Genomic DNA, 21,285 nt, shown 5'->3' on the forward strand with positions numbered 1-21,285 from the left:
AATACTTTTCAACACACATAATACTATATTATCTTGAACTTGAACACAAAAAATTAGCCTGAAAAAATCTAAATTATTTTTAAAATCAAGTTAAACACTATAGCTGCAAGAAAGTTAGCGTCTTTAGCGTCAAAAAAGTTTCGAAACCTTTTGCAGATTTCGAAACTTTTTTAAACGCATGAGTTAAAACTATTCCACTGTCACACTCTTGGCCAAGTTTCTTGGTCGATCAACATCCAAACCTTTGTTAAGGCTTGTATAATAGGCAATCAATTGAGCTGGTACAACGCTCAGTAATGGCGTAATCATTTCATCAACGTCAGGGATAATAATTGTGTCCCCGTCTTGAGCCAATCCTTTGCGGACAATCGTGAAGGTTTGAGCCCCACGAGACATTGTTTCTTGAAGATTACTTCGAGTCAGATTAGCAGTTCGTTTCTGGGTAATGATCCCAACAACTGGCGTCCCCTCTTCAATTAAAGCAATCGTTCCGTGTTTTAACTCTCCTGAAGCAAATCCTTCAGCCTGTACATATGAAATTTCCTTAAGCTTCAGGGCTGATTCCAATGAAACAGTCTGATCAATTCCACGACCGATATAAAATGCTTTGCTTGTTGGAACAAAGTACTTCTTGGCAAGGTCTTCGATCATATCTTTTTCATCGATGATAGCCTGCATCCCTGTAGCAACCAAGCCAAGCTGCTGGCGAATATCAAATTCTTCGGCAATGACTTGTTGCTTTGCTTCGCCCAGTGCCTTGGCTAAAATGGCTTCGACACCAATTTGGGCAGTGTAAGCTTTCGTTGAAGCCACGGAAATTTCTGGACCGGCATGCAACAACAATGTATAAGTTGCTTCTCGGAACAAGGTTGAGTTCTCAACGTTTGTAATCGTCAAGCTCTTATAGTCGTGAGCATTGACGTTAACCAAGACTTCACGACTATCGGCAGTTTCACCACTTTGTGATAGGAAAATAAAGAATGGGTTGTCCGAGAGAAGCGGGTTGTCATATGCAAATTCAGATGCAACATGGACTTCGGTTGGCACGTGGGTTAATTTTTCAAACAATTTTTTCCCAACCAAACCGGCATGATAACTTGTACCGGCACCGACAATATAAATCCGATCCGCCTGCTTCATCGTATTGATTAGATCCTGATCAATATTTGGTCGGCCAGATTCTTGAGTATAAAGCGAAGCCAAATTACGCATCACGTTTGGCTGTTCGTCAATTTCCTTTAACATGTAATATGGGTACGTACCTTTGTCAGTTTCCTGAGCGTCCATTGAAACGTGGAAGCTATCCCGTTCAACGTGATTGCCTTCAGCATCCTCAATCACAACTGAATCAGGCTTGATGGTCACAACTTCGCCATCATGGAGTTCCAAGAAATCATGGGTCACGTTGAGCATGGCCAACGCATCAGAGCAAACAACGTTGCAGCCGTCACCCAAGCCAATCAGTAATGGGCTCTTGTTCTTAGCAACGTACAAAGTTTCAGGATCGGTGCTATCCATTAACAGGAATGCATAGGATGAACCCTCAAGCAGGCTTAACGTCTTCAAGAAAGCTTGTTTGGTCGATAATCCCTCAGTTTGAACGAAGCGATCGATCAACTGAACAACGACTTCAGTATCCGTTTGAGACTCAAAAGTCACACTGCTTAGATACTTTGCTTTCAATTCCTTGTAGTTTTCGATAACCCCGTTATGAACCAAGTAGAAACGGTGGTCTTCAGAATATTGTGGATGCGCATTTGCAACGCTCACAACCCCATGAGTCGCCCAACGGGTGTGGCCAATTCCGACTGACCCATGAACTTCAGGGGTAACAGCAGCCTCAAGATTAGAAATCCGTCCCTTGCGTTTAACCAGGTAATCATTGCCATTTAAATCATTGACATAGATTCCGGCAGAATCATAACCACGATACTCAAGTTTTTCAAGGCCTTCCAATAAAATTGAAACAGCATTGTCGTTTCCAGTAACTCCAACAATTCCACACATAATGTATTCTCCTCAGCATTTATAAATTGGTATATACAAAAATATCATTTAAATTAATTTGTTAACACGTATAATCTACACAAGTTGGACAAAAAAGTCAATAAAATAGATGAAGTGGTATAGGAAATTAAAATTTACAGAGAGCCGGTGAGCATTTCTTTAAGTAAATCCTTATAAATGAAAAAGCCAGTTGAAAGTTCAGCTGGCTTTTTCATCAAATTATTCAATTCCAATTTCTTTTTGGACGACGTCAGCAATCCGTTTGGTATAGTCTTCAACTAAATCCTGAGTTGGCGCTTCTGTCATCACTCGCAATAATGGTTCGGTTCCGCTTGGTCGAACTAACACGCGACCATCACCGTGCATCTCTTCTTCAACTTGTTTGATAACTTCTTGAATCTTGGGGTTATCCATCCCTGTCTTCTTTTGATTCGTTTTAACGTTAATGAGTTTTTGTGGGTATTTCTTAACTTCACCAGCCAACTCGGATAATTTCTTGCCAGTCGCTTTCATGACGGACAATAATTGGAGGCTTGTCAACATGCCATCCCCGGTTGTATTGAAATCAAGAAAGACAATGTGACCAGACTGTTCGCCACCAAGGTTATAACCGTCTTCATTCATTTTTTCGACAACGTACCGGTCACCAACTTGGGTTTTCACGCTGGTCATCCCGGCACGCTCCATGGCTTTATACATACCCATATTACTCATCACTGTTGTCACAATGGTATTCTTCTTCAGGCGACCACGTTCTGCCATGTATTTACCACAAATGTACATAATGGCATCCCCGTCAACCAACTTGCCGTTTTCGTCAACAGCAATACAACGGTCGCCATCACCATCAAAAGCAATTCCAGCTTGAACGCCCTGATCAAGAACAAACTTCTGGAGTTGCTCAGGATGAGTGGAGCCCACATGATCGTTGATGTTTAAACCATCCGGGTTAGTTGCCAATGTTTCAAATTCAATTCCCAAATCGGCATAAAGTGTCGTGACTAATTTGCTGGTTGAGCCATTCGCAGCATCAACGCAAACCTTGATTCCTGATAAATCTTCGGAAATTGTCTGCTCAAGAAAATGAATGTATTTTTGGCTGCCTTCGAGATAATCACCGGCGACACCAAGGCCTTGAGCTGCTGGCCGAGGCAAAATGTCTTCAGAACGTTCGAGGATGGATTCAATCTCTTCTTCCATTTCATCTGAAAGTTTGTAGCCATCCGCACCGAAAAACTTGATGCCATTATACTCGACGGGATTGTGCGATGCGGTAATCATCACCCCGGCATCGGCTTCCTGATTTCTGACCAAATAAGCAACCCCGGGAGTGGTAACAATTCCGAGATTCAAGACCTCAATTCCGACTGAGAGTAAGCCGGCAATTAACGCCTCTTCCAACATTTGCCCAGAAATCCGAGTATCTCTGGCAACCAGCACCTGTGGTTGTTTGCGCTCTGAATGATGCGTTAATACGTAACCGCCAGCTCGGCCACAACGAAAGGCAAGTTCTGGGGTAAGCTCTTTGTTCGCGATTCCACGGACACCATCAGTACCAAAATACTTCATTATAAATTTTCCTCATTTCAAATATAAAATAACAACTAGTTGTTCCTAGTAATCTTCACATTAATATAATCTGGATCAAACCCTTTGACGTCGTTCAATTTACTGTCAAGTTCAATCTTTTTGGTCTTCGTATTCTTAACGTCACTTGTATCCACCTCAACCTCAACTGAGCTTAATTTTTTCAGTTGAGCTTTGGTTCCAAATACCCGAACCCGTTTAGTTGCAGATGTCAACGTAAAGCTTTCATTGTCGTCAGTAATGCCCTTGGCTTCCAACTTAACTGGTAATTCTTTACTGTTGCCAGGCGTGATTGGCAATGTGACATCAGCCGTGGCTGGAGTAATCACAACGTTCACCGTATTCTGATCAGCGTCCAAGGCCTCGATAATCGCTTGACTGTTGATTGATGATTTTGCGTTCTGTGGCACGTTCAATTGGGCAACAACCGAATGAATCCGGTTGATCTGATCAGATGCCCCGGTGATCTTGACAGTCTTCACGTCTGCCGTGGCGTTACCAGCTTGATATCCAGAAGCCACATTCCCCTTGGAATATTTAACTTGGAGCGGATAACTCACGGTCTTTCGCGGTTGAATATTAACCTTTATTTTAGCCGGTTCAAACCGATATCTCAAATCATTATTGAGTCCTTCTTGTTGAATCCGGACCGTATGACTACCCACGCCGAGCTTTGAAAGGTCTGCATAAACTTTAAAGTTTTGAGTATTAGCCGTTGTTGTAACCAAAGCAGATGGCCCACTCAAGTGAATTTTGACCTTTTCTGGATAACCCGTCACAAAATATTTATTACTATTCACGGTTAGCGATAATGGAACCGAAAACGTTTTTGATTTATTAGAAGTTAACTGAGTGGAGTTGCTACTTTCACTGTCTTGCGTAGATGAGCCCATTTGAGTTCCACCAACATAAAGAAACAGTAAGATAGCAAAAAATAAAGATAGAAGTCGGTAGGCCCAATTATTGAATAGAAACTTTTTCACGGTTACCGACCCCCTTTAAAGTGATTTTCGATGAAAGTCGAAATGGTGTTAATGACTGTTCGATGAGTCGGTTGTGAATCATCGGTTAACAGTTGATCACGGAAATACTTTAGATAATCATCTTGAGTCATCCCCCGGAGCAACTCATTATTTTGAGTGATTGAAACCTCGCCGGTCTCTTCAGAAATCACCACCGTCATGGCATCAGTCAGTTCAGAAATTCCGACCGCAGCTCGATGTCTGGTTCCAAGTTCTTTGGGGATTAAATTACTCTGAGAAAGAGGCAAATAGGCGGCAGCAACGGCTACCCGATTATTCTTAATAATCACCGCGCCATCATGTAAGGGCGTATTCGGAATAAAAATGTTGATCAATAACTCACCACTTACATCAGCATCAATATCAATTCCAGTTTCGATATACTCTTCGAGACCAGTATTCATTTGAATCGTAATCAAGGCACCAATTCGGCGTTTGGACATATACTGAATGGCTTTATCCAACGATGAAATCATTTTCTTAGCTGCTTCATTTTCTTGACGTCCACGAACAAACAGGGAACCGCGGCCCAAATGTTCCAAACCTCTACGAATTTCAGGCTGGAAGATGACCACAATGGCAATGACTCCCCAGTTGATGACCTGATCCATGATCCACGAAACTGTCGCCAGACCGATCCAAACACTCACAATCTTAATCAGCAGAATGAAAACAATTCCTCGAAGGAGCTGAACTGCTTTGGTCCCACGAACCATCAGAATTAAATTGTATATCAAAAACCAGACGACACAGATATCAATCAAATTTATAAAATTATGTAATGTAAAAATTCCAGACCAGTCCATTGCGCGCTCCTTAATTAATTTTGTCAGCAACATTATAGCATTCTAATTGCGTGAACATCTAATCATACCAAATTCCGGGGGATCTTTAAATAAATTATAAAAAATAACCAGAATCCGATTTATTTATAGCATTTGGTTTGTAAAAATAGTTTAATATTAGTTGAGGGGAGGTTTGTCTGATGAGTCAATTAAATAAATGGATTGTCCGGGCATGTTTCATCGGCTGGATCACAATCCTCTACACTTATCTAAAAGAGCCTCCATTCAATTTTTTGGTTCTCAATACATTTTTAGCGTTCATTCCAATTGAGCTAAGCTTTCATATTGACAATAAAACACCCAAAAACGGGTTGCTATTCTGGGTGATTGTGCTGGTATGGTTACTATTTTACCCCAATACGCCCTATTTATTAACTGATCTATTTCACTTATCGTTATTAACACCCTATGGTCCAAATGGATTGCTGAGATTAAATGATGTCATGTGGCTGAAGTTTTCACTGCTTTTGATCTCCACCCTGTTTTCGACAGTCATTGGTATCTGGGGACTGGATCGAGTTTCCAAAGCAATTAGCTATCGATTAAAATTGAATCATTTATGGTTCAAACATGCCATCGTTGTTTTGTTGACAATTTTAACGTCGATTGGAATCTTCATTGGCCGCTTTTTGCGAATACACACAATCTATTTATTCCTCACACCAGAGCTATTCATTCGACCGCTAATGAATATGTGGAGTCGGCCGGCAATCGTCTTTATTGGCTTACTCACAATTGTTCAGTTGGTCTTCTTCTACACACTGAAATTAATTGGAAGTTCGCACTTTATGAAAGATCAGCAAGCACCATCAGAAAAATAAATATTTGGTCAAAACAAGCCTACTCGGGCACATCCCAATTGAGATGAAAACCGAGTAGGCTTGTTTTGATGATGTCCATTAATTCCATGGGTTAGAAGATCCTAGAGCATGGTTTGAATGGGCAAAATCATTATCGTTCCTGATCATCTTGCAGCATTTTTCATGGACTGTTACTCATCATTCTGATAATCCATTATCAACACGGTTTCCGAATAATTAATGTATTGTCGCAGCCGAGCGGCCATGGCCCAATCAATATTCCCCTGTTCCAGGAGGATTTGGACACCCTCTCTTTCGGCTGCCAATGCTTTAATTCGCAAATGCTGATACTGCATTGTATGATCTTTAATTTGTTTTTTGGAATGTTCCTTTGCCAATTCAATCTGATTACGATAATGAATAATCAAATGGTAAACGGATTGGCCGTCAAACCTGTTATTATCAATATCGTCACGGGCAAAATAACTTGATAATTCTTTAATGGCACCTTTGGCCTGCTCCCGTTGAACGAGTGCTAATTCATCAGAAATGTCGTGATGACTGTGACGTTGAATCAACATTAACGAAAGCTTGTTACGCAGTCTCATAAACTGCTGTGATGTTCCATGGCCCAATTTGATTTTTCGACCAATCGAATGAATCATCCGATTCTCAAGCCGCTGCAGTCGGGCATTGGAAATCAGGAAGGTCTCCTTAGAAATCTCTTTGTCCTTGTATATTCGTTGAATTGCCGCTCGTTCACCTCTTAATGCAACCCGTCTAAGTGCCAATTCGTCGGAAATGATCGAGTCCATTTCCTGTTTGTTCTGTAATTTCAGTTCTAATCTACGAATCAGGAATTGATAATCCAAAATTAAGTCATAAGCTTCCTTTTGATTACTAGGACGCCGTTCTTCTTCAATTCGCTGAACTGCTAACTTCATGATATAAACTCTCGCCTGATCCTCAGAAATATAATGTTCGTCAGGGTCGCTATCGGATTCCGTTAGCTCATCCGGATCATTAGCAGCGTTTGCTCGGGTTAATAGCGGCGCCTTATCTTCTGAAATCAACGGCAACATCACTGTTGCCACTACCAGACTGATAATGATGACCCCCGCTGCCACAAACAAAGCTAATGAACGGGCTGGAAATCCATCCCCGTTTGCAACAACCATTGGGATCGATAAAACTCCGGCCATTGTTACAGCCCCCCGAACACCAGAAAGGCCTGCTAGTAAAGCTGCCTTAAAAGTTGGCATTTCTTTAGTTTTCACGGACTTCACTTTTCGGGATCGAATCGTACTTGCCAATTGATAAACATAAATCCACACGACTCTGATCACCAATAAAATCAGCCAGGCAACGAACGAAATCCCCACTGCGGCAAATGTATTGATCTTATCATTTTGAATCACATTGGTTGTCGCAATTGGCAGCTCAATCCCTAAAATCAAAAACACAATTCCATTTAAGGTATAAATAATGATGTCCCAAGTTCGTTCACTAACCAACTTGAGCTCTGGTTGACTTCGATCCGGGGCAGTCCCGTAAAAGTGAAAAACGATCCCTGCCGCAACCACAGCAATCACTCCGGAAGCATGTAAAAATTCCTCGGTTAATAAATAAACGACAAATGGCGTCGTCACTTGCAGAACAGTGCTAAAAATGACGTCATTGATTCCTTGGCGGTACAGCCAGTTTTCAATGAGTAAAATAATTGCAATAATGACAATTCCACTGACAAACCCCATGATACTTATGTATACAAAGTCGATGGCAGCCGCCTTAAGGGAGAAGACTCCAGTAACCGTTGCTGCAACGGCATATTTAAACGCAATCAACCCACTGGCATCGTTGATCAAGCTTTCACCACTGACAATATGCAAAATGCCCTCAGGTAACTTTGCCCGCTTGGAAATGGACTGAACCGCAACTGGGTCGGTTGGTGACAGAATGGCCGCAAGCGCGAAACTGACCGATAAAGGCATGGTTGGAATTAACACATGGAATAACAAGCCGCCAACAATCGTCGTCAAAAAGACCAATGCAATTGCATTAGCCAAAATGGGCCCTCGCAGCTTCCACAGCTCTTGTTTGGGAAACCGCCGCCCATCATTGAACAGAAGGGGTGCAATGAATAGTAGAAGGAACCAATCCGTTTCAAGTGGAATAGAAATTTTCGTAAATATTGCAACCGCCAAACCAATCAGAACCTGAATCAGACTAACCGGTACGGCAGGAACAAAATGATCAACCACATTGGAAAAAATCACTAAGGCCATTAATAAGATAACAGCTTCGAGAATATGCACTAATTACCAACTCCTATTTCGTTGTGGGTTGTTCACCAATAATTCGGACTTCCGTTTCCAAATGAACCCCAAACTTCTCAAATACAGTTGCTTGAACATGCTTGATCACATTTAAATAATCAGTCGCGGTCGCATGATCCACGTTCACAATGAAGCCGGCGTGCTTAGTGGAAACTTGGGCGCCACCAATTTGGAATCCCTGCAAGCCTGAATCATGAATCAACTTGCCAGCAAAGTAGCCCTTTGGTCGTTTAAAGACGCTCCCACATGACGGTAGTTCCAGCGGCTGCTTGGATGCCCGTAATTGATTAAGGCGATCCATTTCCTTTTGAATTTTTTCGGCAATCCCGGTTCGGAGTGAGAATGTCGCCGACAGGACAATTTGATTGTTATCTTGAACACTGCAGTGTCTATAGCCAAAATCCAATTGCTTGTGAGTCAAGTGAAGGACTTGATTGTCAGGAGTTAAAACTTCCGCTCCAACCACGACATCATCAATATCGCCACCATAAGCACCGGCGTTCATAAAAATTGCCCCGCCGACACTACCCGGAATTCCGGCAGCAAACTCAATGCCCGTTAAAGAATGATGTTGGGCCGCCTTGGTGACGTTAATTAATGAAGCCCCGGCATCGGCAACAATCATATTCTCATGACTGGTAATTTTATTAATTTCAGTTAGGATCATCGTCAAACCCCTAATACCGCCATCTCGAACAATCAGGTTGCTGGCATTGCCGACAACCGTGACTGGAATTTGATTCTCATTGGCATATGCAAGCAAGGTTTGGCATTGAGCAACTGAGGTCGGTAATGCCAACGCATCAGCAGGACCGCCAGTGAGCGTGTGCGTAAAGTGGGACAATGGTTCGTTTAATAAAACTTTGATATCTGGATGTTGTTGTTTTAAGTTTTCATAAATAGTCATCAGTTTTTCCTCTGTTTCCAAAACGTATACATTAATTTTACCACGATTGAAGTTTTCAATGTTGGCCAAAGAACTTTCGCGACCGTTTGTTTGTATTTTTGAGAAGATATTTGTACAATATTACTATTAATGAGGTGAAAAAGATGAACTTTGTCGCAATGGACTTCGAAACTGCAAACGCTAAACGGGCAAGTGCCTGTTCTTTGGCCCTGGTCATTGTCAGAAACAATCAAATTGCTCACGAATTTTATTCCTTGATCAATCCAGAAACTGATTTTAGTTGGCGAAACATCAACGTTCATGGCATTCACGAGTCAGATGTCGCAATGTCGCCAACTTTCCCTGAACTTTGGGAACATATTGCGCCATTATTTGAAGCGAACAAGTTGGTGGTTGCTCATAACGCGTCATTTGATAATAGTGTCTTGAAACGCACTCTGGAACGTTATGAATTACAACCGCCTCACTATCTCACGTTGGATACGCTGCGAACTTCTAAACAGTTTTATCCAAATTTTGTTAACCATAAGCTAAACACATTGTGTGACAATCTCAATATTGACTTGCACCATCATCACAATGCGTTAGATGATAGTGTTGCCTGCGCTAATATTTTGTTAACTGAACAGCATCAGTTTGGGAGTAATGCTTTACGACAATTTGTCAAAGCGATTTAGTCCAAATAAAAAAGTGATTTCAGATGTATTCTGAGGTCACTTTATTTTTCTGGCATATTTAAAATCATTTTATAAACTTCTTGATCATGTTCAGAGAAAGTACTTGCCCGCTTAAATCCTAGCTTTTCATAAATATGAACTGCAGGTCCGTTGTTGGCAAATACCGTTAATTTCAAATGGGCCAGCGTACTGTAATCGACAGCCCACTCAATCGCAAGCTCAACTAGGTTAGTCCCGATCGTGTAACCCTGAAAGTGTTTCAGGACCGCGACTCCTAGTTCACCACTATTCTGGTCAATTCCATCCACCGTGACAATACCAATCGGTTGGGTTCCATTTAAGGCAATTGCCATGAGATTCGTGTGCGACTGGTTGATTAATCGAATTTGATCGGCTTCCATCTCCGCGGTGATCTCGCTTAGGTCTGAGTCCACAAGAAAGGTATCAGATTCCCGCTGCAGCCGAACCAACAGCTCCAAAATTGCTTGAGCATCTGCTGGTTCAGCCAGCCTAAAATTCACCTCATCACTCATTGGATTCTCCTAACACCTCATTGATCATTTTGCTAAACCGATCACCCTGGGCTTCAAACGTAAGAGTTCGAACATTATCGCCCTGGGCATCATCCCGATGGAAAATGATCCGTAAATATTTCGATGGCAATTCATCAGCCACGAACTTGGACCATTCAACGACATTCACACCATCGCCATTAAAATATTCTTCAAGACCCAGGTCATCCCCACCGCCTTCTTCTAGGCGATAGACATCCATATGGTACAACGGAATACGACCGTCTTGATACTCCCGAATGATTGTAAATGTCGGACTCTTGATCGGACGCTGAATCCCAAGTCCCTTAGCCAATCCCTTGGTAAAGGTCGTTTTACCGGCTCCTAGATCACCATCAAGTAAAATTAAATCTTGAGGCTGGAGAAATTGCGCCAACTTTTCACCAATTTGCATCGTCTGCTCAGCTGAATCGACCGTTACTGTATTTTTCAACCAATCACCTCATCAAAAGAAATCGCCTTACTGTAAGGCTTGAACAGCGGTAATAATCGCCACTTTATAAACCTCGTCTTCGCTACTGCCACGAGATAGATCCGAAACCGGCTTATTCAGGCCTTGAAGCAAAGGCCCCATCGCTTCAAACCCGCCAAGTCGTTCCGCAATCTTATAACTGATATTACCAGAATTCAGGTCTGGAAAGATGAAGACGTTGGCATGGCCAGCAACCTTAGAATCTGGTGCTTTTTTGGCAGCAACCGATGGCACAAATGCGGCATCAAATTGAAATTCACCATCAATTGGGACATTAGGCGCTTTTTCTTGGGCCATCTGAGTAGCTTCCTGAACCTTTTCAACCATCTCGCCCTTAGCGGATCCCTTGGTTGAGAAGCTTAACATGGCAACTTTAGGATCGATATCAAATGCTTTGGCAAAATCTGCGCTGACAACTGCAATTTCCGCAAGTTGTTCAGCATTCGGATTAATGTTGATACCTGAATCAGCGAACAAGAAGCGTTGATCTCCTTTTTGTAATAGGAACGAGCCACTGATTAAGCTGACACCAGGCTTTGTTTTGATAATTTGTAAAGCTGGGCGAACCGTATCACTGGTTGCATGGATGGCACCGGATACCATTCCGTCTACTTTGTTCATGTAAACTAAAGTGGTTCCAAAATAGTTTGGATCCTTCAGCCAATCATGTGCCTTGGCATCATCAGTCTTACCCTTTCGGCGATCAACAATTGCAGCCGCCATTTCATCAATCTGTGCTTGAGGTAAATTCTGATAATCGACAATTTCAACATCGCCCAAATCAATTGCTGAATCTGCTGCTAATTTGTGAACTTCATCTGGATTGCCAAGTACAATTGGTTTGAGTACTTTTTCCTTAGAAAGGCGACTGACTGCCCCAAGAATTCTGGCATCGTTGCCCTCTGGAAACACAATGCTAATATTTTTCCCGTTAATCTTCTGTTTAAGACTTTCAAATAATTCCACGATTATATCCTCCAATTAATGAGTGATTTTGATTTAAGACGATTGACTCACTTTTTCTGGTAATTGCCAGTCAATTGGCTCTTCTCCCATAGCGACTAGTGCCTCATTGGTCTTTGAAAATGGTTTGGAGCCGAAAAATCCGCGATTTGCTGAAAGTGGACTTGGATGGGCCGACTGAATCACGATATTTTTGTCGGTATCAATCAACGCAATCTTATCTCTGGCTGCCCGCCCCCATAAAATAAAGACGACCGGCTTTTCTCTGGCAGATAATTTTTTAATAGCTGCATCAGTGAGCCGCTCCCAACCTTTGCCCTTATGCGAGAATGCCTGGCCGTTTCGGACGGTCAAAACTGAATTGAGTAACAAGACCCCTTGCTTAGCCCAACTCACCAGAGAGCCATGCTGAACAGGTTTGATGCCCAAGTCGGACTGTAATTCTTTGTAAATATTTTGAAGTGAAGGTGGAATCCTGACACCTGGCATTACTGAAAAGCTGAGTCCTTGAGCCTGATGAGGTTCGTGATACGGATCCTGCCCTAAAATCACCACTTTCACTTTGTTAAAGGGTGTGAGCCTAAATGCTTCAAAAATATTATCCATATCTGGGTGAATATACTGGGTTTGGTACTCTGAAATTAAAAATTTTCTTAATTGCTGGTAGTACGTTTTCTCAAATTCCGGTTCCAAAACATCCCACCAGTCATTGTCAATAAACCGCTTCATTTGCAACACCTCACAATCGATTTTACCATATTCATTTTCAAATAACGAGAGTGAAGCAGGAGGTTTGAGTATTAGAGTGCCGGTAACAATCAACTGTTAGATTTTTCAGTAATGACCGAAAACAGTGTTTTGCTGAAGATTGAGTGGATACCACAAAACTACTGGCACAAAAATACTTTTCTCCCGAACGCATGTGTTAAAATGAAACTATTAAACGAAAAGGAAATGCGTCTATGAGCCGAATAATTCAACTAAATTTATCCGAATTGGACCATACCAGATCCAGTCGGGTAATCGATGAATATAAAGACACAAAATATCTCATTGTCGGGAAATGGGGCTTAGTTTCCGACACTTTTTCTGTTTACTCGATAACGGGTGACATCCTAGCAAAAGTACGCCAACAATCGATGGGAACGACGCCAAAATTTGACATTTTCTTTCTCCACCAGTTTGTTGGCAGTTCCGTCATCAACATTTCGATGCATTACACAACTATTTTTATTAATGGCCTCAATTGGCTGGTTATCGGCAATCAAGAGAAACAAAGTTATACCATTTGGCATCGACGGGAAAAGATTGCCACAATCAAATCATATGGCCAGTCTGATCAAATTATCCGGCTGATTAAGGTGGATACGTTTAAACATGAACCCCTGGTTGTAGCGATTGCCGCCATTTTAAACCATCCCTCATTGGTCCACACATCAAGAATCAAACTACGAGATCTGGGGACATTGGCTGCCAAACCCAATCCAAATTGGGAAAATTCTCAGCCGTTCCATTTTAAATGTCAAACAATCCTGAAATCCAAAAGAAAACAGGAATAAACGAAAAGAGCCGCACTCAAAATTAGAATGTGACTCTTTTTTAGTTTAACGGCCAAAATACAATTACCTTTGAGAAGGCATTTTTTGGCAATTATTTTAATAGTGCTTCATAACTCGTTCAATCTGGCGCTTTTGGTCTCGGCGCTTAATTGTTTCTCGCTTGTCAAATTCACGTTTACCTTTTGCGACACCAATCAGCACCTTTGCAAAGCCCTTTTTAAGGTAAACCTTCAGTGGCACAATGGTTACCCCTTTGTCTTGAGTTGCTTGCGCCAATTTATTGATTTGTTTTTTATGAAGTAATAATTTTCGATTTCGCAGTGGATCATGATTGAACTGATTTCCCTGCGCATATTCACTAATATGCACATTCATCATCCACGCTTCGTTGTTTCTAATTTGAACAAAGCCATCTTTTAAGTTAATTCGACGTTCCCGGATCGATTTGATTTCTGTTCCGGTTAAAACAACACCCGCCTCGTATGTTTCGAGGATCGAATAATCATGACGGGCTTTTTTGTTTTGCGCCATTAGATTATCGTTATTTTGTTTTGGCTTTTTCTTGACCATGCAACCACCTTACTTTAACAATTATCGTTTGTTGCGATTATGGTTACTGCCACCGCTATGATTGTTTCCACGGGAATTTCGATTATTGCCATGACGATTATTGGCATTACCATGGTTATTGTTTGAATGGAAATTCGAATGCCCATGATTATTATTGCCGCCACGACGATTGCTGTCACGCGAATATGATCGTTTAGGTAACATATTGCTTTGGGGGGTCTTTTCGGGATCAACCACGTCAAAGTCCACAGCACTCTGCTTAACGTCGACATTGACAACTTTTACTCGAATTGGTTGACCCATCTTGTACGTCCGCCGAGTGTTTCGACCAACTAAAGCCATAAACTGTTCAACATATTGATAGTAGTCATCATCCATTCGACTAATATGAACGAGTCCTTCAACCGTGTTTGGTAACTCCACGAACAAGCCAAACTTCATAACTGAGCTGACAACCCCATCGAATTCTTCACCAATGTGGTCGTTCATATATTCAGCTTTCTTCATCGAGTCGGTATCCCGCTCCGCATCCACAGCCCGGCGTTCGTATTCAGAAGTCGTCGTGGCAATTTCGTCCAGCACATTACCATACTTCTTCTTAGTTTCATCGTTAATGCCGTTGTCTTCATAGTAATGGATCAATCGGTGAACCATCGTATCAGGATAACGTCTGATTGGCGACGTGAAATGGGTATAGTATGGAGCGGCTAAACCAAAGTGTCCAAGCGATTGATCAGCGTAACGGGCTTGCTTCAAGCTCCGTAATAACATAACTGAAACCATCATCTCTTCTGGTTTGCCGGCAACTTTCTTTAAGACATTTTGAAGGGTCTTCGGCGTAACATGCTCCGGATCACCCTTGACGTTAATACCAAAGGCCGTTAATGTCTGGAAGAAAGTTCGAATTCGATCTGCATCGGGTGTTTCATGGACCCGGTAAATGAATGGGACGTGTTTGTCAGAATAATGCTTGGCAACCGTTTCATTAGCAGCTAACATGAATGATTCAATCATTCGTTCAGCCAACCCCCGAATTCGCAGCTTAATGTCGATTGGATGACCTTTTTCATCAACAATGATTTCTGCTTCATTATCATCAAAGTCAATTGCTCCCCGTGCCTTACGATGCTTATAGAGAATCTTATGAAGCTGACCCATCACTTCAAACATTGGCACGAGCTTCTTGTAATGTTCCATGGTCTTTTCATCATGGGATTCTAAGATCTTGTTGACGGCCGTGTAGGTCATTCGAGCAGTTGAGCGCATCAAACTTGGGTGAATTCGGTGATTGATCACGTTTCCTGATTGATCAATCTCCATCTCACAACTCATACATAACCGCAGTTCGCCCTCATTAAGAGAACAAATTCCGTTAGAAAGTCGCCGCGGTAGCATTGGGATAACCCGATCAGTCAAATAAACGGATGTTCCACGTCTGAAAGCTTCCTTATCAAGTAAACTATCAGGCTTCACATAGTGGCTCACGTCCGCAATGTGAACGCCCAGATGGAAGTTGCCGTTTGGTAATTTCCAAGCAGTTACGGCATCATCCAAATCCTTGGATGATTCGCCATCGATGGTGACCAAATCTTGATCGGTAATATCTTCTCGGCCAACTTTTTCTGCTTCGGTCACGTGATCGGGAATTGCATCGGCAGCCTGAAGAACGTCCTCAGGGAACTCGGCAGGAATGTCATGGGCATACACAATCTGTAAAATATCAATTCCAGGATCATCAACTGAACCAATTACTTCGTCAGCAATTCCAACCATGTAGTCGGGATGCTTTGCGTTGGGGTATTCCACGATCTGTGCAGTGATTACTTCACCTGGCGTTGGTTTGAGGCCAACATCATTAATATAAAATTTATATTTAGCAATTTTCTTATCGTTTAACGTCAATTGACCAAAGTAGCCCTTGTCATCGCCCGTTTTGCTAAATGGGCCAACAACCCGTGTATATTTCCGTTCGGTAATTGCGGTTACTTTACCTTCCGGGCCACGATCGGAGCCTGGTTGAGCGGGACGAACAATTGCCATGTCAACCGTATCGCCATTCAAGGCATTCATGGTGTTGTCCGGTGCAATATAGGCGTCAGGGGCTTCATCGTCATAAGCGACAAACCCAAACCCTTTATCGTTAGCATGGAAAATACCACTCAATTTTTGTTTATCAGGATTGAGTTTAAATTTACCTTCATCAGTCACAACGGCGATATTTTCACGTTCCAGTGCAGCCAACTCCTGAACAATCAGCTTAAACGCAGCTGAACCATGTGACCGAATAACGTCAGCAATTTTTTCAACAGTAAAAACGTTGTCCGGATATGTCCGCAAAACATTTTCTATTTCATTTTTCAAATCATTATCTTGCAATCTATATTCCTCTTATTATTCATAAAGTTTAGTTAAAAATTGACTTAAATCGCTTTCAAGCTGTTTATGAGCCTTATTAACGGTAATCATATGAGTTGCCCCAGGATATTCGTGGTAACTGACTTGGGCATTCACAAGGCTGTCCCGCAGCAAAGACGCGCTACCCGGATTAACAATTTCGTCTGCTAACCCTTGGCCAATAAAGTAAGGCTGATGGATTTCAGGCAAATGATCCGCTACTGTTGCAGTAAAATCAGCAATCCGCGTCAACATGTCATCAACATGATTCTCCAGCCATTCCAGCTTTGAATTCATTTCGGCCTCACTAATATGATACCTGATATAGTTGGCTTTTGCCATCCGCATAAAGGTATCATGAACACTAAATTGCCGTTTGCGAAGAATCGGCGACCCAAATGAACCACCGCCGGTAAGATCAGGATCCATCTCAAGCGCTTTGGCAGCGAATGTTCCCCCAAGCGAGATCCCAAAAATGCTAATGTGTTGATATCCTTTACTCTTTAGAAATGCAATTGCCGCTTGCGTATCCGCCCACCATTTTTCAGGAGATCCCTGCTGGAGAATATCCATAAAATCCGGTGTCATGTGCCCAGTGAACAACGGGGCATAAACCGTGTAATTTTCACGCTCCAAATACCTGGCAAGCAAGCGAACATCAACCGGCCCGCTGGCAAATGCGTGAAGCAAAATTACTGCATGAGGTCCATGCTCAAAGTAAAAAGATTTAATTGGTGTTTGCTGCATCACAGTCATCCCTTTAATCTCACATTATCAATTATAATAAAAATCCTCCTGCATTTAAACAGGAGGATTGAATACTAATGCGATGATATCCAAACTAACGCCAGAGCTAAGACAAAGAAGATCACGCCTAAAACAACAGTTGTTTTTTGCATAAATGCTTCGAAACCACGTGGCTTCTGCTTGGCAAACAGATCATCGGCTCCACCAGTTAAGGCAGACATAGCATCGTTAGTTTTTGATGGTTGCATTAAAACTGCGATTGTGATTAACACACAATCAATCAGTAACAATGTTAACAAGAAATTGTACACTTTACAGCCTCCTACCGTTAAATCGGCTTAACACTACTCATACTAAGTTAACACAAAATACGGAAATGCGCTACCTTTTAATGCTAAGTTTCTGTTGCGAGAGTAACTAATTGATGAGTTGTCATAACTTGATTGTGAGTGGAGACATTAATATATAAAGTATCCCCCCAGCGAATTAACGTATTTCCAGATGGTACAATTTCCAATCCGTTTCGTTGAATTTTAGTTAGCAGAGCGCCACGAGGCCATTTAATCTGGCGGACAGTCCGGCCATCCATTAGTGACCCGGCATACACCGGTTGAATAATTTGAGCAGTTTTTCCAAGATTCAACTGTTCTTTTACTTTTAACAATTGCCGTAACATTGAATAATAAACTGGTTTGCCATCAAGCAAGTCAATCACAGCATAGGCCACTAATGATGCCACGGCAAGCCCTAGCAAATGTGACAACGTGCCAACCATCTCTGTTATCAGAAGGATTGCCGTGAATGGCGCCTTACTAATTGCCGCAAAGTAGCCCGCCATCCCCATAATGATGAAGGTTGAAAAATATAGCGGATCCAGCAGATGTAAGCTAACTAATACGTTGCCAACAATGGCGCCAATTAAGCCGCCCAAACATAGAATGGGCAAGAAAATTCCACCAGGAAGCCCACTCCCATAAGAAATCATTGAAAACACAAAACGAAGCACGAAAAAAAGAATCAATAGTAACGTCGAATAACCGGCAGCGTTGAGGTGCAAAATAATGTCACTGCCACCACCTAAGAGACGGGGGTAAGCCATTCCCATTGGGATAACCAAAATTAAAGGAATAATCCCATCGAAATACCAAGGCAGATGCGTGTGAGCGTACCACTTACCGATCCTCAAGATAATAAATTGATATAATCGACCGAGGCCGCCTAGAATAACCCCTAACGCAAGCACCCAAACAAAATATTTCAATGGTAACGGCGTACTACGCATGTATAAAACTGGTTTGAGACCAAAAACGTAGGCGGCAACCATATCAGAAGTAATGGCGGAAGTTAAAGAAACAATCCAAATATTGGTTGAAAAATTGTGATAAATTTCTTCGAGGACAAACAATGTACTCGCAATTGGTGCATTAAACGCTGCACTTAATCCAGCGGCGGCACCACTTGAAATAAGCACCTGACGATCAAATCCCACCTGTTTAAACAGTCTGGCGACCCCCTGACCAAGGGTTGATCCCAATTGAATGGACGGACCTTCACGGCCAAGATAAAGACCACTACCAATGGCTAAGATTCCGCCGACAAATTTACGCCAGAGAATTGACCACCAATTATAGTCGATTTCTCCAAGCAACTGACCTTCAACTTGAGGGATCCCGGAACCCTTGATATCTGGCTGTTGTTTTAAAAAAATACCAACAACGAGGCTAATGATTAAATTAATTGCTAAACAGGCCAGTAGCAAGTCGAGATGATGCAAAGAATTTGTATATAAATATCTCATAAAAACGAGGAGATGCTGAATGGACCAGCGGAACACCGAGACAATGGACCCGGCTAGTATCCCAATAATTATGCCGTTCCCAATTGCTTTTATTTGTGATAATTTATAACTTCCGTGAATTTGCACTGTCCTCATCCTTTAGTTAATATCTGCTACTAATCATATCATAATTGGCGGGCCCGTTTAAGAATCTTTTGGCCGGCTAACCCAATCAATAACAACCACCCAATAATTGCACTCTTGCCGACCGTTGCTTCGCCAGTTTGGGGAAGCTTGGATTGGGGCTCTTTATCGGCAAGGCTATGTGTTTTGGTATCACTATCTTGAGAGGCTTTGCTTGAATCAAACTTTTTTGCTGAATTGGGTTCTTCCGAATCTTTTTTTGCCGTAGTTACGACCGACTTATCAAAGCGGGCACCATCAGACCGATCTTTCTGGTAATGGAATTGAATGACTTCTGGAAGTAAATTATCTACCTTAATCGTTTTCTCTTGATCTAAGGCGCCATAACCATCAATGGTAGTTGGTGAGACCGTCAAATCAGTTGCAAAATCCGCCGTAATTGCTCTGCTGGAAATTTCTTTGCCGTTCTCATCAATATTAACAACCTTAAAGGTAACCTTTTTCGGAAGATAATGCAGCGTGAAAGTGTTAGTCCTTTCGTCGTAGTTAGTGTGCTGCCAGCTGTAACCATAAAATTCGATATTGTCATTTAGCATGTTTTGCAACTCATTGTTAGAAACGGTCGCTGTTTTATTAAATAGTTGATGCGAATGATTGTCGACGCCGATAAGATGAATGGTTTGGGTCCGAGCTGTGAGCGACGATTCTCTCTTGGTTGGCTTAGCAGTTAACGGATTATTTTGTTTATTATTCAAATCGGCAGTTGCCTTCCCATCATCCCTCTTGGATGAGCTATCTTTTGAAGTTGTTACTTGAGTGGCACTGGGATTTGGAACCGATTGGTTTGAGTTATCGCTTTTTAGGTTATCCTTAATATTTGCTTGGGATTCCCCAGGCTTGCTCTGGCTGGTACCTTCAGTGGAAGTTGAATTTCGCTTCTCATTATTAGTTGCTGGCGTACCAGGTACTGATTTTTCTATTTGATTTGTTTTTGCATACACTTCTTCCTTTTTCTTTGAAGAATCACCCAAATTCTTAGTGCCTTCCTCTCTTATCAATTTGTCTGGCGTGTTTGCCGCGGATTCTTTATCAGCTCCCACTGCCTTCTTCCCCTGATCGACCAGCCCCACATCGGTTGTTGACAAATTCCCGATTCGTTTTATCTCAACCTTTTTTGATTCAACAGTAGTACTTACGGCGTCAGTCGCAACTTTACTATTCAATGGTTCAGAGACCTTAGAAGGTGTATTTACTTCTGTCTTGGCTTCATTACCAACCGCTACTGATTGAGGGGCTTTGGCATACTTTAAAAATACTGTTTTGCCATATTCCCCAATTTTACCTCGAAGTCTATCACGAACTTTCAGCTCGAAACCAGGAATAGCTACATCTGTGAGTTCGCCAATATTGAAAAATCCACCTACTGTTCCGTCATTGAGATGAAGTTCGTCTTTGAGTTCCCTATCATTAACATCCTCGAATCGCACAGTTACTTTTGCGGGCTTTCCAAAATAGTTAACATTTAATTCGTCAAATTCAGCACACTTAATATCGACTGGTCCTGGTTGAACTGTGTAGCCTCGAATCACGTCTGGCAGGTATCGAGTCCCTTTATTCAGATCCCAGTCAATCACTGGTAGCGATTTGATTTCAACTGAATCAGTACCATCTGCATTTTTTGAATTAAGGATTTGATTCACTTTGAGATGAACAATCCCATTTGTGGGACAACTTGCTTCCGTTGTGGTCACCGCTTTAACAACCACCTCTTGCTGCGCCAGAGACACCGCCATTCCAAACGTCACACACGATAATAATAGCCATTTTTTCAAAATAAAAAACCTCCATTTTCTGTATTCATAATTTAAATACGAAAAATGGGGGCTGTTTTATTTAAAAAAGAAAC

General features: G+C 42.0%; 19 protein-coding genes. 3 read left to right on the forward strand and 16 right to left on the reverse strand.

Going from position 1 to position 21,285, the window contains the following annotated elements:
* Positions 1–189: 189 nt before the first annotated feature.
* The 4 genes from glmS to cdaA all read right to left on the reverse strand — a co-directional run bounded on the left by glmS (position 190) and on the right by cdaA (position 5,422).
* The gene (gene glmS, locus FD12_RS00500) at positions 190–2,007 is read right to left on the reverse strand and encodes a glutamine--fructose-6-phosphate transaminase (isomerizing) (protein WP_056981074.1); all 1,818 of its coding nucleotides are present in this window, start codon (positions 2,005–2,007) and stop codon (positions 190–192) included.
* Between the two features lie 219 nt (positions 2,008–2,226).
* Positions 2,227–3,576 carry a phosphoglucosamine mutase gene (gene glmM, locus FD12_RS00505; protein ID WP_056981076.1) on the reverse strand — a complete coding sequence of 450 codons (1,350 nt, stop codon included), beginning with the start codon at positions 3,574–3,576 and terminating at the stop codon, positions 2,227–2,229.
* Between the two features lie 35 nt (positions 3,577–3,611).
* Positions 3,612–4,577 (reverse strand): CdaR family protein, encoded by a 966-nt coding sequence (locus FD12_RS00510; protein WP_056981079.1) that lies wholly within the window; start codon positions 4,575–4,577, stop codon positions 3,612–3,614.
* Positions 4,578–4,579: 2 nt separating this feature from the next.
* Positions 4,580–5,422 carry a diadenylate cyclase CdaA gene (gene cdaA, locus FD12_RS00515; protein ID WP_054746736.1) on the reverse strand — a complete coding sequence of 281 codons (843 nt, stop codon included), beginning with the start codon at positions 5,420–5,422 and terminating at the stop codon, positions 4,580–4,582.
* Positions 5,423–5,601: 179 nt separating this feature from the next.
* Here cdaA and FD12_RS00520 point away from each other — a divergent pair, with 179 nt between their 5' ends.
* Positions 5,602–6,282 (forward strand): DUF1361 domain-containing protein, encoded by a 681-nt coding sequence (locus FD12_RS00520; protein ID WP_054746737.1) that lies wholly within the window; start codon positions 5,602–5,604, stop codon positions 6,280–6,282.
* A gap of 170 nt (positions 6,283–6,452) precedes the next feature.
* Here the strand turns inward: FD12_RS00520 and FD12_RS00525 are convergent, their stop codons facing one another.
* Positions 6,453–8,576: a Na+/H+ antiporter gene (locus FD12_RS00525; RefSeq protein ID WP_054746738.1), complete on the reverse strand. Its 2,124-nt coding sequence runs from the start codon at positions 8,574–8,576 to the stop codon at positions 6,453–6,455.
* A gap of 13 nt (positions 8,577–8,589) precedes the next feature.
* Entirely contained in the window at positions 8,590–9,504 is a 915-nt protein-coding gene (gene murB / locus FD12_RS00530) for a UDP-N-acetylmuramate dehydrogenase (protein ID WP_056981180.1), read from the reverse strand.
* Between the two features lie 125 nt (positions 9,505–9,629).
* On the opposite strand from murB, the gene FD12_RS00535 reads away from it, so the two are divergent.
* Positions 9,630–10,181: a 3'-5' exonuclease gene (locus tag FD12_RS00535; protein ID WP_263862398.1), complete on the forward strand. Its 552-nt coding sequence runs from the start codon at positions 9,630–9,632 to the stop codon at positions 10,179–10,181.
* 41 nt (positions 10,182–10,222) lie between these two features.
* Here FD12_RS00535 and FD12_RS00540 read toward each other — a convergent pair whose 3' ends face one another.
* Genes FD12_RS00540 through FD12_RS00555 form a run of 4 tightly spaced genes read right to left on the reverse strand, consistent with a single transcriptional unit; the run spans position 10,223 to position 12,917 of the window.
* Entirely contained in the window at positions 10,223–10,714 is a 492-nt protein-coding gene (locus FD12_RS00540) for a GNAT family N-acetyltransferase (protein WP_056981081.1), read from the reverse strand.
* Positions 10,707–11,186, reverse strand: coding sequence for a tRNA (adenosine(37)-N6)-threonylcarbamoyltransferase complex ATPase subunit type 1 TsaE (tsaE, locus tag FD12_RS00545; protein ID WP_056981083.1), 480 nt, complete (start codon positions 11,184–11,186; stop codon positions 10,707–10,709). The genes FD12_RS00540 and tsaE overlap by 8 nt, the downstream gene beginning before the upstream one ends.
* Positions 11,187–11,213: 27 nt before the next feature.
* Complete coding sequence (gene pta, locus FD12_RS00550) at positions 11,214–12,191, reverse strand: phosphate acetyltransferase (protein WP_056981084.1); 978 nt, start codon at positions 12,189–12,191, stop codon at positions 11,214–11,216.
* A gap of 33 nt (positions 12,192–12,224) precedes the next feature.
* Complete coding sequence (locus FD12_RS00555; RefSeq protein WP_056981087.1) at positions 12,225–12,917, reverse strand: uracil-DNA glycosylase; 693 nt, start codon at positions 12,915–12,917, stop codon at positions 12,225–12,227.
* Positions 12,918–13,150: 233 nt separating this feature from the next.
* Here FD12_RS00555 and FD12_RS00560 point away from each other — a divergent pair, with 233 nt between their 5' ends.
* Positions 13,151–13,747, forward strand: coding sequence for an LURP-one-related/scramblase family protein (locus tag FD12_RS00560; RefSeq protein WP_054746740.1), 597 nt, complete (start codon positions 13,151–13,153; stop codon positions 13,745–13,747).
* A 96-nt stretch (positions 13,748–13,843) separates the two neighbouring features.
* On the opposite strand, the gene smpB is transcribed toward FD12_RS00560, so the two are convergent.
* From smpB to FD12_RS00590, 6 genes are all read right to left on the reverse strand, one after another.
* Entirely contained in the window at positions 13,844–14,317 is a 474-nt protein-coding gene (gene smpB, locus FD12_RS00565; protein WP_056981089.1) for an SsrA-binding protein SmpB, read from the reverse strand.
* Between the two features lie 21 nt (positions 14,318–14,338).
* Positions 14,339–16,693, reverse strand: a complete 2,355-nt coding sequence (gene rnr, locus FD12_RS00570) for a ribonuclease R (RefSeq protein WP_056981091.1) — start codon at positions 16,691–16,693, stop codon at positions 14,339–14,341.
* Between the two features lie 15 nt (positions 16,694–16,708).
* A complete protein-coding gene (locus FD12_RS00575; protein WP_225427252.1) occupies positions 16,709–17,467 on the reverse strand; it encodes an alpha/beta hydrolase in 759 nt (252 codons plus the stop codon).
* 65 nt (positions 17,468–17,532) lie between these two features.
* Entirely contained in the window at positions 17,533–17,769 is a 237-nt protein-coding gene (gene secG, locus FD12_RS00580) for a preprotein translocase subunit SecG (RefSeq protein WP_054746741.1), read from the reverse strand.
* 83 nt (positions 17,770–17,852) lie between these two features.
* Positions 17,853–19,391 carry a ClC family H(+)/Cl(-) exchange transporter gene (locus FD12_RS00585; protein WP_056981093.1) on the reverse strand — a complete coding sequence of 513 codons (1,539 nt, stop codon included), beginning with the start codon at positions 19,389–19,391 and terminating at the stop codon, positions 17,853–17,855.
* A 29-nt stretch (positions 19,392–19,420) separates the two neighbouring features.
* Complete coding sequence (locus tag FD12_RS00590; protein WP_056981095.1) at positions 19,421–21,211, reverse strand: hypothetical protein; 1,791 nt, start codon at positions 21,209–21,211, stop codon at positions 19,421–19,423.
* Between the last annotated feature and the right edge of the window lie 74 nt (positions 21,212–21,285).

This window comes from Lentilactobacillus rapi DSM 19907 = JCM 15042 (assembly GCF_001436255.1).
In the GTDB taxonomy this organism is placed as follows: Bacteria; Bacillota; Bacilli; order Lactobacillales; family Lactobacillaceae; genus Lentilactobacillus; species Lentilactobacillus rapi.